Origin of the sequence: Shewanella canadensis, assembly GCF_003966225.1 — a bacterium.
Taxonomy (GTDB): domain Bacteria; phylum Pseudomonadota; class Gammaproteobacteria; order Enterobacterales; family Shewanellaceae; genus Shewanella; species Shewanella canadensis.
The window spans coordinates 172,860-187,058 of sequence record NZ_RXNU01000005.1 but is presented as its reverse complement, the minus strand read 5'-3'; the positions used below and the strand labels follow the sequence as shown (position 1 = coordinate 187,058).

The 14,199-nt window shown below is 43.5% G+C and carries 10 protein-coding genes; 6 read left to right on the top strand and 4 right to left on the bottom strand.

What is annotated here, in order from left to right:
• Positions 1-310 precede the first annotated feature (310 nt).
• Positions 311-1,567, bottom strand: coding sequence for an adenylosuccinate synthase (locus tag EKG38_RS11455; protein ID WP_126520387.1), 1,257 nt, complete (start codon positions 1,565-1,567; stop codon positions 311-313).
• Between the two features lie 135 nt (positions 1,568-1,702).
• Here EKG38_RS11455 and EKG38_RS11450 point away from each other — a divergent pair, with 135 nt between their 5' ends.
• The 3 genes from EKG38_RS11450 (at position 1,703) to EKG38_RS11440 (ending at position 5,599) form a co-directional block, all read left to right on the top strand.
• Positions 1,703-2,605, top strand: coding sequence for a LysR family transcriptional regulator (locus tag EKG38_RS11450; RefSeq protein ID WP_126520386.1), 903 nt, complete (start codon positions 1,703-1,705; stop codon positions 2,603-2,605).
• A gap of 672 nt (positions 2,606-3,277) precedes the next feature.
• The gene (locus tag EKG38_RS11445) at positions 3,278-4,531 is read left to right on the top strand and encodes an HD domain-containing phosphohydrolase (RefSeq protein ID WP_126520385.1); all 1,254 of its coding nucleotides are present in this window, start codon (positions 3,278-3,280) and stop codon (positions 4,529-4,531) included.
• A gap of 288 nt (positions 4,532-4,819) precedes the next feature.
• Complete coding sequence (locus EKG38_RS11440) at positions 4,820-5,599, top strand: N-acetylmuramoyl-L-alanine amidase (protein ID WP_126520384.1); 780 nt, start codon at positions 4,820-4,822, stop codon at positions 5,597-5,599.
• Between the two features lie 752 nt (positions 5,600-6,351).
• On the opposite strand, the gene EKG38_RS25220 is transcribed toward EKG38_RS11440, so the two are convergent.
• Entirely contained in the window at positions 6,352-6,540 is a 189-nt protein-coding gene (locus tag EKG38_RS25220; protein ID WP_246033149.1) for a hypothetical protein, read from the bottom strand.
• Here EKG38_RS25220 and EKG38_RS11435 point away from each other — a divergent pair.
• Entirely contained in the window at positions 6,539-9,427 is a 2,889-nt protein-coding gene (locus EKG38_RS11435) for a UvrD-helicase domain-containing protein (protein ID WP_246033148.1), read from the top strand. The two genes, EKG38_RS25220 and EKG38_RS11435, sit on opposite strands and share 2 nt — an antisense overlap.
• Before the next feature lie 203 nt (positions 9,428-9,630).
• Here the strand turns inward: EKG38_RS11435 and EKG38_RS11430 are convergent, their stop codons facing one another.
• Complete coding sequence (locus EKG38_RS11430) at positions 9,631-10,899, bottom strand: GGDEF domain-containing protein (protein WP_126520382.1); 1,269 nt, start codon at positions 10,897-10,899, stop codon at positions 9,631-9,633.
• Positions 10,900-11,741: 842 nt separating this feature from the next.
• On the opposite strand from EKG38_RS11430, the gene EKG38_RS11425 reads away from it, so the two are divergent.
• Both EKG38_RS11425 and EKG38_RS11420 read left to right on the top strand, forming a co-directional pair.
• The gene (locus tag EKG38_RS11425; protein WP_126520381.1) at positions 11,742-12,974 is read left to right on the top strand and encodes a patatin-like phospholipase family protein; all 1,233 of its coding nucleotides are present in this window, start codon (positions 11,742-11,744) and stop codon (positions 12,972-12,974) included.
• Between the two features lie 246 nt (positions 12,975-13,220).
• On the top strand, positions 13,221-13,583 hold the full coding sequence (locus EKG38_RS11420) for a group I truncated hemoglobin (RefSeq protein ID WP_126520380.1): 363 nt from the start codon (positions 13,221-13,223) through the stop codon (positions 13,581-13,583).
• 106 nt (positions 13,584-13,689) lie between these two features.
• Here EKG38_RS11420 and EKG38_RS11415 read toward each other — a convergent pair whose 3' ends face one another.
• Positions 13,690-14,073 carry a hypothetical protein gene (locus tag EKG38_RS11415; protein WP_126520379.1) on the bottom strand — a complete coding sequence of 128 codons (384 nt, stop codon included), beginning with the start codon at positions 14,071-14,073 and terminating at the stop codon, positions 13,690-13,692.
• Positions 14,074-14,199 lie beyond the last annotated feature (126 nt).

Here is a 14,199-nt window from a genome sequence, read left to right as displayed (position 1 = left end):
AAGATAGCTTCCGGCCTTCGCCGGGTCGATAAATGCTCCTGGCCTTATCGACATTGCTGCCATCCCTGGCAGTCAAATGACGTTTCAAGGTAGGAATTACATTCAAAGGTTAAATGACGGCAAAAAAAATGGAACCCTGTATGGGTTCCATTTTTAGGCGACAGATGCTCAAGCATTGTCGACATTTCTTACTATTATCAACATCAGTTATTCTGATTTTTTATGAGTGTAGGTGTCAGAGTCTATCTTTAGTAAGTCAGTAAAAATGGATCTTGGTTTAAGTCCAGGTTCCATTCTCAGCTAACTCGAATTATCTCAGGATCATCTGCTCACGTTCTGGGCCTACTGATACCATGCTGATTGTGACGCCCATTAGCGCTTCGATACGAAGTACATAGTGTTGCGCGGCTTCAGGTAGGCTTTCAAAAGTACGACAGCCTGTGATGTCTTCGCTCCAACCTTGCATCTGCTCATAGACAGGTGATAGGGCTGCGGTTTGTGGCCAGATTGGGTTTTGAGTATGCTCACCTTCGTAAGATACGCAGATTTTCAGATCTGTCATGCCAGTTAAACAGTCAATCTTAGTCAGTGCGATTTCGGTAGCGGCTTGCAGTTCGACACCATTACGCGTTGCGACAGCATCGAAGTAACCCATATCACGGGGACGGCCGGTGGTTGCGCCGTATTCATTAGATGTTTCACGGAAGTTATCCTGCTCTTCCATTGCGGTAACTAATGTTCCTGTACCGACAGACGAGCTGAATGATTTAGCCACGGCAATGATACGTTCCGGGCGTAGAGCCGGTAAACCACTACCAATGCCGGCATAAGCGGCGGTTACGTTTGAAGACGTTGTCCAAGGGTATTCGCCATAAACCAAGTCACGGCCTGCACCTAATTGGGCTTCAAACAGCAAGCTGGCATTATTGCTTTGCATGACTTTTAGTGGCTCAGTCACGTTGCAGATAAATTCACGCCAAGGCGCCGACACTTCTAATAACCATGCGGTCATCTCTTCAGCGCTTTGGCTAAAGTCACAGCTAGGGTATAGGGCTTTCAGTTGTGGCATCTTCCAATCGAGCATAAATTTAATACGCTCAAGTAGCACTTCAGGTTGCATTAACCAACCGACAAGAATGCCTTTTTTCATGACGCGATCGCCATATGCAGGTGCGATACCTTGTCTTGTTGAACCGTAAGCACCATCGCCTAAACGTTCCTCTTCAAGGGTATCTTCGAGTGCGTGTAGCGGCAGACATAGAGTGGCACGATCTGAAATGTGTAGCTTAACGCTTACGCCAGCGGCTTTAACTTCTGCAATCTCTTCAGTTAACGCTGCAGGGCTGATGACCATGCCTGGGCCAAGTACCGCAGTACAGTCCGGGTTGAATATGCCACTTGGAAGCTGGTGTAATTTAAAGGTACCAAAGTCATTGACGACAGTATGGCCCGCATTATTACCACCTTGAAAACGAATACTTGCAGATGCATCTGCCGCAAGAAAATCAACGATACGGCCTTTACCTTCATCGCCCCAATTAGCACCAACAACAACAATAGACGGCATAACTCACACTCCTGAATAATTAAGCGGCTATGCTAATCGAATAGTTCTGATATGAGAAATTAATTATTATTATCAGATTGATAAGGAATTCATATATCATAGGGGCGAAACTGCTTAAATAACCAGGTAAAGGGTATGCTTGATCTCAATTGGCTTAAAACGTTTGTCACCTTAGCGCAGCACCAACATTTCGGTAAAGCGGCAGCGGCGCTGCATATGACTCAGCCTAATGTCAGTCTACATATCAAACAGTTAGAGAGTACGACGCGGGTTAAGTTAATTGAGCGTAATCCATTTCATCTGACCGAAGCGGGCGTTCGATTACTGAAAACCAGCCAGAAAACCTTGATGGAGCTGCAGGTTTGCCAGGCGGATCTCAACGCGATTAACGATCTTAGCCAAGGGACGCTTACCATTGCAGCCAGTGACATCATCTCTCGCTTATTGTTGATCTCGCCATTTCAGTTGTTCAAAGCTGAATTCCCAGGCATCGATTTTTCACTGTTAAATACCACCTCATCGCAAGCATCAGCATTGGTGAAAAACGCTCAAGCGGATCTGGGCTTTGTGATCGCTCAAAAAGAGAGTCAGCCGCTGCATTTCACCCAGTTACAACAGATACGCTGGTGCGCGTTAGGGGATAATCTGGCGCTATGGCAACAAGCGAAGCTGCAGCCTGAGCTGGAACTAGAGAGTGAACCCACTTTAATCTTATTAGGCCATGATACCCGTACCCGAGACCTACTCGATCTAGCATTGCCATCTCTGAATCTGCCGAAGTACCGAATTATGGAGGTCGGCAGTGTCGACGCTCAAATCGATTGGGCAGAAGCGGGCTTCGGTGTGGCGATAGTGCCCGAGTTTTCAATTTATACTAAACGCAACCTCAAAACTCATCTCAAAACAAAGGTAACGCCGTTACCCGAGTTTCCGACCACCAGCCTGGGGTATATTGTGCGCCAGAACCAAATTTTATCGAAAGCCATCAAGCAGTTATTGAAATGGGTAGATGAGGAGATCATTCGCTCGCAGAAGTAGGTTTGACAAAGCAGAGATGACACTGCGCTGATATAGCTGAGATGATATAAAAAAGGGATCCATATCCTTCGAGGATAAAACCGCTGTTTACAAAGAAAGGAATGAACAGAGCTATATCTAAATGTAGGACCGGCTTTAGCCGGGAATGATCCACCCAAAAACCTTCGCGGCTGAAGCACGCTCCTACAAAGGAACTTACACCTTCGCGGCTAAAGCCAGCTCCTACAAAACGTCATTCTGAATTCATTCTGTGTTAAGAGTAGAATCCAATTTTAAGAGTAAGCCCTGAGATGGATCCCGGAACGAGTCCGGGATGACGGTTTTGATTTGGAATGATGCTTGTCTGTCTCTTTCTGTCATTCTGGCCTGTTTCGAAATCCAGGTTTCAGAATCCAGCTTGTGATTTTATTGATGGGAAAATGGATTCCTGCTTTCACCGGGTCGATACTGCCTCTTTTCGTCATTCTGACCCTGTTTCGAAATCTAGGTTTCAGAATCCAGCTTGTGGTCTTACTGACGGGGAAGTGAACTCGGGCTTCATCATTTTTCCTGTTTAATTCGTATATTATTGGCGCAGATCATGCTCATCTCAGCAATCAGATGTATCCTGACTATACTAGTAGGCACATGGTGACCTATTGTTAAAAAAGTAGTAATTTTGGGGTGTTAGGTATGGTTGAATCAGGAAGTTCTCAACAAGAAAGTAGCGAAAGCATGATTGATATGGATGCCATGGGTGATTTTTATGATGACTTCAAGACGGCCCATGAAATATGTGACTCTGTCTTAATCGATTTAGAGCTGGATCCCACTAACGCCACCCTCCTTAATTCCCTGTTCAGGTCTATTCATACCATCAAAGGCAATCTGGTCTATGTGGGTTTGAAAGATATCACGCCGCTGATCCAGAGCGTGGAAGACCTGCTGGACGCCATAAGAAAAAACCGTATCGAGTACGACAGTCTGTTATGTGATGTGGTGCTACTCACGCTCGATAAGACTGAGAATATGGTTCAGTCAAGAATAAATGATAGGCCATGCGCTTTGTCAGATGATGAGATCGATCGTTTGTGTATCAATATCAGCTGCATAGCCGATGTCGCACCGGAAGCTAGAATTGAATACATTAAAAACTGCCTATTTATTTTAGACCCGGATACTCACTTATATAACACCTATTCGAAAGAAGCGCTCGATGCGCAAGATACTCGCGATGATAGTCCACTGGTTACACCAAAAACGAAGCTAAGTAGCGACGGTTCCCGAGAGCCATTAGTTAATACTGATTATCTGGTCGATAATGAAGTCGTTGCTGATAAAAACATTAAAGATGTGCTTAAAAGCCATGGTATTGAACTTGATGAAGATATTAATTTCTTCGAAAGCTTGAGTACCCCATTAGAAAACCGTTCGTTTTATTGGAAGGGACGTACGGTACGTTTATTACTACTCGCGCTTGCGATGAATGAGAAATCACAGGGAAAAGTGGATCCGACTCAACTCGCCGTTGCCGTATTAATTCACGATATCGGAATGTCGTTCCTGCCGCGCTCTCTTCTTACCAAGAAAGGGGCCTTTACCGAAGGGGAGAGGCAAGCATTACATCGTCATCCCAATTCTGGTTGTCTGTTGCTCAGTGAATCAAACAGATGGGCACAGGCCGCTGAAATGGTTTTACAGCATCATGAACAGGTGGATGGTTCGGGTTATCCGAACCACTTGAAAGGAGATTATATTTGTCATGGCGCTAAAATTCTAGCCATTGCCGATACGTTCGATGCCAGATCTCATGAAAGAGCCCATCGGACGCTACTCAAGCGGCCGTTAGTACGAACCATGAATGAAATTAACAACTTTTCAGGCACACAGTTTGACCCATATTGGGTCGATATTTTTAATCAGGTTGTAGGTACGCCTGATGGCTAGTGTGTCACAGCGATAATGTTCTGTTTTGGTAGAGAGCTATTTATTCGTAATAGGTTATTGGTTACTCGCAATAAGGCATTTGCAATATGTTACTCATTAAATCTGACTGACGATAAGTTACCGGCTATGATTCACTGCTATTTTTTGCCTGCCATATAATGTGACTTCGAGAAAAGTTGCTATCCCTTTGTTTTGAGCTAAGATCTTAGCTGTACATTTAAAACCTCGCTTTAGTTTTAAAAGTATCACGGTCGACAAATTGCGTATAAGATTATTCAAGGAACGAATATGACTAATTCAGCTTTCTCAAGTAACGCGGCTCACTCTATTAGTTCTGCTATTTCTACCGATCCTGACACAATCAAGCCTGACACCTTTCATTTCATGCTTCCACCGAGTCAAAGACCCACCTTCATCCCCTTAAAAGAGGAGTTGCATCCAGCTTTCGGGTGGTTGACCAAGAACAGATCTCGTTCGCGCAGGCGTGATGTGTTTGAGTCCATCGATACTATCGTGATCCATGCTACTGCAGGTTATGCGACGAAACATGCGGTGGATACCTGGAAAGAGAGAAAGGCGAGTGCGCACTGGATAATACCCGATGAGAATGAAACCGAGCATGGTCACTTTATCTGGGCCACGGTGGCTGAGGCGAAAGCGGCCTATCATGTGGGTCATGTCGATTATGAGCCGATACTGGGTGAGGGGCCCAATGTTAATGACCGGAGTTTAGGTGTTGAGCTGGTTAATACTCAGAATGTTCAATATTTTCGAGATCCCTATTCCCAATGGCAGATAGAGATGTTGGCTCGCATCGTTCTATATGCCTGGGCCAAATATCCCAATCTCAGGCATGTCATCTCCCATGCCAAACTGGATCCGTCTCGGCGCTCCGATCCCGGTGAAAACTTTCCCTGGGAGGCGTTTAAACACAAGGTACTGACTCATTCTGTATTAGAAGAGCGCCACCCTCTGGTGCTCGAAGCAAATACCTCCACTGTGACGAGTGAGACCGATAGCTTAAATCTTGCGGTAACGAATAGGGCCGGCCATTGCTGTGAGCCTTAGGTGTACTGGAACGCTTCATACCATGGCGGTCAAATGACGGTTATAGTGTCGTAATCCTCATTTTCTATAATTTAAAATCATTCGCGGCTAAAGCACGCTCCTACAGAGGGTCACATCCTCGTGGGTGAGACACGCCCCTACAAAGAATATACATTTTAGAGGGTAAAGCAGCCGTTTACAAAGAAGGGAATGAACAGAGCTATATCTAAATGTAGGACCGGCTTTAGCCGGGAAAGATCCACCTTTGCAAAAACCTTCGCGGCTAAAGCCAGCTCCTACAAAGAATGTACCTCTTAGAGGATAAAGCTGGCGTTTTCAGAGGTGGGGACGAAAAGCCATATCTAAATGTAGGACCGGCTTTAGCCGGGAATGGTCCATCTTTACAAAAACCTTCGCGGCTAAAGCCAGCTCCTAAAGAATTAAAATCAGGTCATCCGGAAATCAGCAAATCGTCATTCTGAACTCATTCTTTGTAGAGAGTAGAATCCAGCTTTTTCACTGGAAGGAAGATGGACTCCGGCATTTGCCGGAGTGACGTAAGAGGATAGGATATTCTTGCGCATCATGTCATTCTGAATTCATTCTTTGTATAGTGTGGTTTCTAGTTTCTCTTCATTATTATCACTGCCTTATCGCTTGATTATTGCGCTGTCAGTTGCTGCTTTCATGACTCGTGTTCGGGTATCTTGTAAACTAAATTCATATCACATTCATGTACTTCTTAGCCTCGGCGTCATGCATTCTCATTTTAGCTAAGCTTTAGGATCCATCTTGTCTCGACTCAGTACTTCAAACCCGGTTATATCAGCAACACACTCATCTGATTCTTCAGCTGTTGCACTGTCTTCAAATACAGCGGCGTCTAGCAAAACGGCGTCAACTTCATTGTCGTCTAGTAAAGCGACTTCAAGTAGATCGTCGGCAGGAACATCATCAGGCATGACATCGGCCGGAGAGCCTTTATCCCCATTGGCCTCTTTAGTAGGAGTCGGGCTTTCGAGTGAAGAGCAAACAGTTAAGCAGATACCTTATAGTTGGTTTGGCCAATTTTTTAAGCAGTCTGAGTGTGCTGTTAAGTTCGATGCTGGTGGGCTCACCCTCACATCATTGAATCAAAATCGATTCTTTACAATTAATCCGGCCAGTACCAATCCCCACTCCGTTGGAAAAGCCGTTAAAAATACTGTTGAAAATAACGATAACGAGATTGATAACGACAGAGAGACGGCGCTTCAGTTTAACTGGCAGCAGCTGGATAGGCCCTCGGCTTTTCATTGGAGTTTCTTCGGTTATTTGTTGAACTTCAAGGCCGGTAAGCAAACTTACTGTGTGCCATTTTTGTCATACAGAGCCAAATCACAATTTAGTGATGATATGGCCGTTTTCTGGGCTAAGGCTAATCAAGATAGATTATGTAAACTCGTTAGTCGGATAGAACATGCGATATCCAGTGAGTATCCTCGTCAATCGAGAGTCAATCAGATCAATGCACGGGTCGCACGTGAATATGCGCGTTGGTTTCCCTGGAGCCGGGAGCGATCCCTTAACCTTTCGGAAGAACTTCGCGCTGCGTTAACGAAACTGAAACAGTTTAAGGCCTGGACAAGTCAAGATATTGCCAATACCTGCGAGCAGTATATTCAACGGCAGCTACTCCAATATAAGATATTTTTCGATAGCGTCGAATCGAATCCGTTAACCGATAAACAGCGCAGGGCCTGCGTTATCGATGATAATAACAATCTCTTGTTGGCAGGTGCCGGAACGGGAAAGACCAGTGTCATGGTTGGCCGGGCAGGGTATTTGATTAAAAGCGGACAGGCCATCGCCGATGATATTTTACTGCTCGCTTATGGAAAGGTTGCCGCCAAAGAGCTGGATGAACGTATTCAGCTTAAGTTAGGTCCGCTTTTAACCTCAAATAAAGATGACCAAGCGCTTGGAGCTACTGGAGTTCGCGATATCAGGGCAAGCACTTTTCATAGCTTAGGTATGCACATCATTACCGAGGTCGAAGGGGTTAGGCCTAAGTTGTCAGCTTGGGCGAATGACGAGAAAGCGAAAAACAATTGGGTTAACGATACGTTAGCATCACTTGTTAAAGATAAGCGTTACTGCAAGCGGCTATTAACCTTCTTTAGCGACCACTTTCACATAGAGATGAGTTCATTCTATTTTGAGAATGAAAAGGATCAGTCTGACTATCTCAGTGCCAATGAGATCCAAACGTATAATGGTGAGAAGGTAAAGCGATTCCCAGAGCGACAGATCGCCAATTGGCTCTACAGGCAGGGGATTGAGTATCGCTATGATGCCCTCTATCAGCATAAGCAAAGCGATAAGGGAACTCGACCCTACCTAAGTAATTTCTACCTGCCGCAATATGATCTTTATATCGATTACTTTGATATCGATGAAACCGGAGCTGTGCCTCTCTTTATCGATAATGACTCATATCATGATTCGATAGATAGGCGGCGAAAACTTCATCAAGATAATCAAACTCAATATGTTGAGCTGTATTACCATCAGCACAGTCAGGGACAGTTGCTCAAGCATCTTTCTAAGGCGCTGACGAAATGTAAGGTTAAACGCGCACCTGTGGATGATGAGGCGCTATTGGCCAAGTTACGTGAGCTGGGGGTTATTGATAAGCTAGTCAAATTATTCAGTCAGGCTATTTCGCTCTATAAAGGTTCATGCCTGGATGACAGCGCTTTGGCCGAACGTTTATCAATGTCTGCAAATCAGGTTCAAACCGATGCGGCATTTACGCTATTAAAGCCCATGATAAAAGCCTATCGAGCCCATTTAAAATCGAGTGGCGAGATAGATTTTGAAGATATGATTGCTAAAGCTATTCAATATCTCGATCAGGGCCGGTTTGTCTCACCCTGGCGCTATATCATGGTCGATGAATTTCAGGATATCTCAGAGCCGAGAGCCAGGTTGATTAGGGCATTACGAGATTCAACTTATCGAGTCTCAAAAGAGAAGCCCGCAGAAGATCAAAAGTCGGCTGGTAGCTCTAAAGACAAAACTAAAGCTACAAGCCCTGTAAAATCCACTCGTTCAGCTTCACTGTTTTGTGTCGGCGACGACTGGCAAGCTATCTATCGTTTTAGTGGCGCGGATGTCCAGTTAACGACCGAATTTGAACACTATTTTGGCCCCGTCACTAAGACTCATTTAGATCTTACGTTTCGTTTTAACTCACGTATTGGTGATGTGGCGACCCGGTTTGTCACGCAAAACCCAATGCAACTGAAAAAATCGGTCGAATCGTTTACTAAGGGGAATAAATCGTCTGTATCGATTGTTAAGGGGAAGAGTGCAAATAAACAAGCAGACGAAACGAACATAAATGAGAGTAAGAGAGAGAAAAGTGCACTCACCGATACATTAGATTCTATTGCGGGGTTGCTAACTAAGAGCAAGAGGGAAACCGACGTTAAACCTACGGTCTATCTATTGGCCAGATATTGGTTTTTGTTGCCAGACTCGCAGGCGCTATTAAAACTTAATCAGCACTATTCAAGTTTCACCATAGAGTGTCAGTCTTTTCATGCTGCTAAGGGGAAGGAGGCTGATTATGTGATTATAACGGGGCTGACTACCGGTATGCATGGATTTCCATCGCAAAGGTCAACCCCTCCTGTGTTAGAGGCGTTACTTCCTGAGGAGGAAGATTTTAAGTTTGCCGAAGAGCGCCGTCTGTTTTATGTAGCCTTGACTCGTGCTAAACATAAGGTGTACCTGCTGGCCGGCAAGAACAATGTCAGTCCGTTTGTAGATGAGATAGCACAACTATGTAGGACACGGCGTTAGATTAAATGTAGGGCTGGCTTCAGTCACGAACAATGACGTTATGTAGGAGCGTGCTTTAGCCACGAATTGTTACGTTTTGTAGGAGCGTGCTTTAGCCGCGAAGGATGGAATATTGTAGGAGTCGGCTTTAGCCACGAATGCTATAGAATAACGGAACACCTTTGGATTATGAATTAGGCTCTGATATTGATTAAGCGTGTATCTCAATCAGATATGCAATTCCTACCGTCGATTTTGGCCCTGTATAGCGCTTCATCGGCACGTTTCAGTATGCTTTTTACATCGTCTTGTGGTTCATATTCTACGACACCGATACTGATCGTAAATGGGATCTTTTGCTCATCTTGTCCGATAAACACTTGTTCATAAATATGTTCGCATAAGCGTGTAGCAATCAACTTGGCTACATTTAACCTTGTTCCGGGGAGAATGACTGTAAACTCCTCACCACCAAATCGTGCAATTTTGTCTCCTTCCCTTAGCAGTCCGGTAGCGGCATCGGCAAAAAACTTTAAGATCTCATCGCCAACCAAATGACCATAAGTGTCATTGATCTGTTTGAAATGGTCTAAGTCGATCATCAACAAGGAAAAATTAAACCCATAACGCGTAAATCGGTTCGACATGCTGATTAGTTTATGGTCGAGGTAGTTACGGTTTCTCAGCCCTGTCAGATAGTCGGTATTGAGCTTGAATTTCAGTTCATCAAGCAGCTGTGTTCGCTGCGACACATCCCTGATTATCGCGGTAAACTCCGGCTCTCCCTCGACAAATATCTTGGAGATGCTTATCTCGGCGGCAAACTCATTACCACTTTTTTTGAGACCATATATCTGTATTCTCTCTCCCATATCACGTGAAGATATCTCTTCATGATTAAACTCTTCCACATATTCCGAATGATGCTCTCTGTGACGAACAGGCATTAAGCTAGTGATTGGTTTGCCGATAATTTCATCAGCGCTATATTCAAAAATAATCTCTGCCGCCCGATTAAAATAATTTATGGTTTGGTATCTATCCATGGTGATGATGGCATCGAATGCCCCCTTAACCACAGAACTATATCTGGCTCCTCTCTTGTTTATTTCGGACTCGAGGGCGACTTTATCATCCATATTTATTCCCGTAATCATCACTCGCTTAAGATGACCATGGGGGTGGGCCATAGGTTTCAAGAACAAGCGCCACCAGTTCGACTGTTGACCCTTCTCGAAAGCCTGCTCTAACTCAACCGGTTCATCGGTATCAAATACCTCGGGAAGAAACCTGAGCAGAGTATTGGCAACTGAGGTAACCAGAATGCTGTTAAGTGAGCAATAGGGAGTGAAGGGGGGATTTTCTCCGAGCATTTTTTTAAAGCGTTCATTACAGGCAAGAATAATATATTCATGCTCATGTTGTTCAACCACGGCCACACTGGCATGGATAGCATCAACCATCTCTTGTAATTTTTGTGGCGTTTTCAACATGAGTTTAGCTTCAACCTCCAAGATCAATCATTTAAGTCTAGTTGGAAGTTTCATTTTTTTCATGATCTAACGGTCTACACTGACGCTTTTTGAATTTGTCGTTTACTCCCAATTCACCAAGAACAGATACAATTAGCGTGAATCGTTATTCACAAATATGCATTACGGTTAGAAAATTCTCGGGATTATATTTTTGATTTTGCATAGGCACTGAATAAATGGTGCATGAGATGATAAAGCTGATTGTTATTCTGATTCAGGTGGAAACATGAAGTCGATAACTGCTGGTGGCCAGAGAGTTAGCTTTAAAGGGTCGATTAACAAGATAACCTATCGTGATTTTTTGTAGGAGCTGGCTTCAGCCACTAATGACATTATGTAAGAGCCGGCTTTAGCCGCGAATCTAAATAACCTTTGTCATTCCGGCATGCCTTTGGCCGGAATCTAGATTTAGGATAAAACATGCTGAACTGGTACCCCGTTCGTTGACGTGATCGACACGGATATTAAAGCTTGTTTAACCTATTAAATCGATTCTTTGTGCTTACTTTTGTAAGCGCTATTTGAGTGATTATTTTTTGTGAGATAGTCATACTAAGTGCATGTCTTTTACTATGCTTAGATGTGTTAATTGGTTTCAAGTTGATTTAATTGGAGTTGATTAGTTCAAACCACACCGTATGCTGACCAACTGTTTAAAATAATATATTTGTTTACACCCTAGATATATAGCAGCAAGTAGAGTACATCAACCTCAAGTAAGCAATTGATTAATTTTGCATTTCCGTTCTGCGAGAATGGTGGTGACATAGGTTGTTCTCGATTAATAAAAGGATTAGGTTATGCAACTGAATCAGAAGTACTTGTTTTTCTTGTTGTCTCTGCTTTTCATTTCCGGCTGCTCAACAGTACCTGACTACACCCCAGTTCCTGAACACCTTGTAGATAAAGTTGAACCTATGGGGATACCCGAAATTAGAGCTTGGGGCGATGTTAATGACTATGTTATTGGCACTTATGGTGAGACCGTGCTTGCAAGACAGGACGCTGCAGGGCTCTTGTTGAATGAGGATGGTAGTTTTAAAGAAGCCAATATGTTGACTCTATCTGGTGGCGGAGAAAATGGTGCCTTTGGTGCTGGTATTCTCAAGGCTTGGAGTGATTCAGGATCACGACCTGAATTTTTAGCCGTAACAGGTATCAGCACTGGCGCGATCATCTCTGTTTTTGCTTTTTTAGGAACAGACTATGATGACCAATTAACCAGCTTTTATACTTCAACCGATGCTAAAGATTTATATGTTAAAAAAGGCTTTCTCGCTGCGATCACAAGCCTATCTTTATTCGATACCAGCCAATTTGAATCCAAGGTACGTGACACCATTAATCCAGAATTACTCTCACGAACTGCTGAGGCATATGAACAGGGACGCATTTTACTAATAGGTACAACTAATCTCGATGTTCAGCGCATGGCTATTTGGGATATGGGATATATTGCGTCACTGGAAACCCCTGAAGCAGAAAAACTGTTTGAAGATATTGTGTTAGCGTCTGCGTCTATTCCTGGTATGTTTCCTGCGGTGCCTGTGAATGTTGAGTATGAAGGGGAGCAATATCAAGAAATTCATGTTGACGGTGGTGTCGTGCGACAAGTTTTTTTACTTCCAGATGAAATATCTATAACGCCAGAGCTGTTAACTTACCCCGAAAGAGATCGCAATTTATTCGTCATACGTAATGGTGAATTTAAGGCTAGCTATAAACAGACGGAACTCAAACTACTAAGCATCACAGGCAGATCCATCTCCACATTACTCAAATATCAAGGACGTGGTGATGTAATGCGCTTGTACAACAAGGCTCACGAAGCAAATATGAATTTCAATATGGCCTACATTGATGATGATTTTGAGCGTGAAGACCTTAGCAGTGACTCATTTGAAAAAGAATATATGCAAGCGCTGTTCGATTACGGTTATACAAAGTTTCAATTAGGAAACCTGTGGAAAGCTAAACCGCCAGGTATCGACTCTAAAGAACTTAAGTTCCTTAAAATATCAGAAAAACCTTAATGAACGGGCTTACCAGTTATGACTGGTTCCATAAATTTCAAATTCGATATTTCTATGTTCAAATTCCCTGTTCGCGTCACCGATGGGCTTCACTAAACTATTGACCCTAAATAGAAAAACTTTATTACGTAAATGCTTACAATTTTATGCTTCAAGTTAGGTGAAATTGATACGCATTTAAGCTCCATAAAAGAAGCGGTTTACTATGCTTAGATGTGTTAACTAGTTTCAGGTAGGAGTTTTACGATGAGTGATACAAGTTTGTATGAGCGCTTAGGTGGTGAGGGAAAGATTGCGCTTATTGCTGCCGATATTTTCGATACCCACGCCGCTAATCCAACGATTGCCAGCCGATACAAAGACTCAGACAGGGATAGAGTCATCAAGGTTGTCACCGAGTTTCTCTGTTCGGGTACCGGTGGGCCGCAAGATTACACGGGTAAGAATATGCTCGATGCTCACAGGGCGATGAATATTAATGAACGTGAATATCTGGCTGTGATAGATGACATCATGGTGGCGTTGGACAAAAATAATGTTGGAGAGCGAGAGAAGCAAGAGATGTTGATGATTGCTTACTCTATTAAGGAAGAGATCATCGGCGTTTAAGATTGATTTTTTTTGTATACACCTATTTACAGATCTACCTATAAGTATTTAAGCAAAACGCAGCCGTTCTGGCTGCGTTTTTGTGCTCTGTTCACGACTATTCTAACTAGTGTTTCTCTTTGGTGACCGAAACCGTCCATGCATATAAAGGGGCATCGTTATCGATCTGAAATTCTAGTGAAGCTTCTTGTCCATCGGGTAATAGTGTAAAACCCGGAAGAGTCTCAATGTTGAGGAAATCACCCTTTCGATAAATAAGCTGTGCGGTCAGATCGATCTGCCCCAGATTGTCAGAGAGACTTAAACGTAGGTAATTAGCACTTTCAAGCTCAATCGGGAACTCTACAGGGTGATCTGCTCCTAGTGTCACTTGAGTAGGACCTAACGTGATACCGTCGCGTAACAGATCTGTATTGACCACATAGTCATCGGAATGACATGCACTTAATGATGCGATGAAGATAAATGCAAAAAAAGATCGTAGAAACATCGTGCTCTAATAATGAGTAACTTTAATGGCGCCATGTTAACACTATTTGTTATCACATTAGTTACTTTTCACTAACCGTTTATGGGCTTGTATCATCTTTTTGGCCTTTCGTTCAGCTTGTATTCA

Bases quoted from the DNA above. Each gene is read 5' to 3' on its own strand.
- EKG38_RS11455 (WP_126520387.1), bottom strand. From the start codon at position 1,567: ATGCCGTCTATTGTTGTTGTTGGTGCTAATTGGGGCGATGAAGGTAAA.
- EKG38_RS11450 (WP_126520386.1), top strand. From the start codon at position 1,703: ATGCTTGATCTCAATTGGCTTAAAACGTTTGTCACCTTAGCGCAGCAC.
- EKG38_RS11445 (WP_126520385.1), top strand. From the start codon at position 3,278: ATGGTTGAATCAGGAAGTTCTCAACAAGAAAGTAGCGAAAGCATGATT.
- EKG38_RS11440 (WP_126520384.1), top strand. From the start codon at position 4,820: ATGACTAATTCAGCTTTCTCAAGTAACGCGGCTCACTCTATTAGTTCT.
- EKG38_RS11435 (WP_246033148.1), top strand. From the start codon at position 6,539: ATGACATCGGCCGGAGAGCCTTTATCCCCATTGGCCTCTTTAGTAGGA.
- EKG38_RS25220 (WP_246033149.1), bottom strand. From the start codon at position 6,540: ATGCCTGATGATGTTCCTGCCGACGATCTACTTGAAGTCGCTTTACTA.
- EKG38_RS11430 (WP_126520382.1), bottom strand. From the start codon at position 10,899: ATGTTGAAAACGCCACAAAAATTACAAGAGATGGTTGATGCTATCCAT.
- EKG38_RS11425 (WP_126520381.1), top strand. From the start codon at position 11,742: ATGCAACTGAATCAGAAGTACTTGTTTTTCTTGTTGTCTCTGCTTTTC.
- EKG38_RS11420 (WP_126520380.1), top strand. From the start codon at position 13,221: ATGAGTGATACAAGTTTGTATGAGCGCTTAGGTGGTGAGGGAAAGATT.
- EKG38_RS11415 (WP_126520379.1), bottom strand. From the start codon at position 14,073: ATGTTTCTACGATCTTTTTTTGCATTTATCTTCATCGCATCATTAAGT.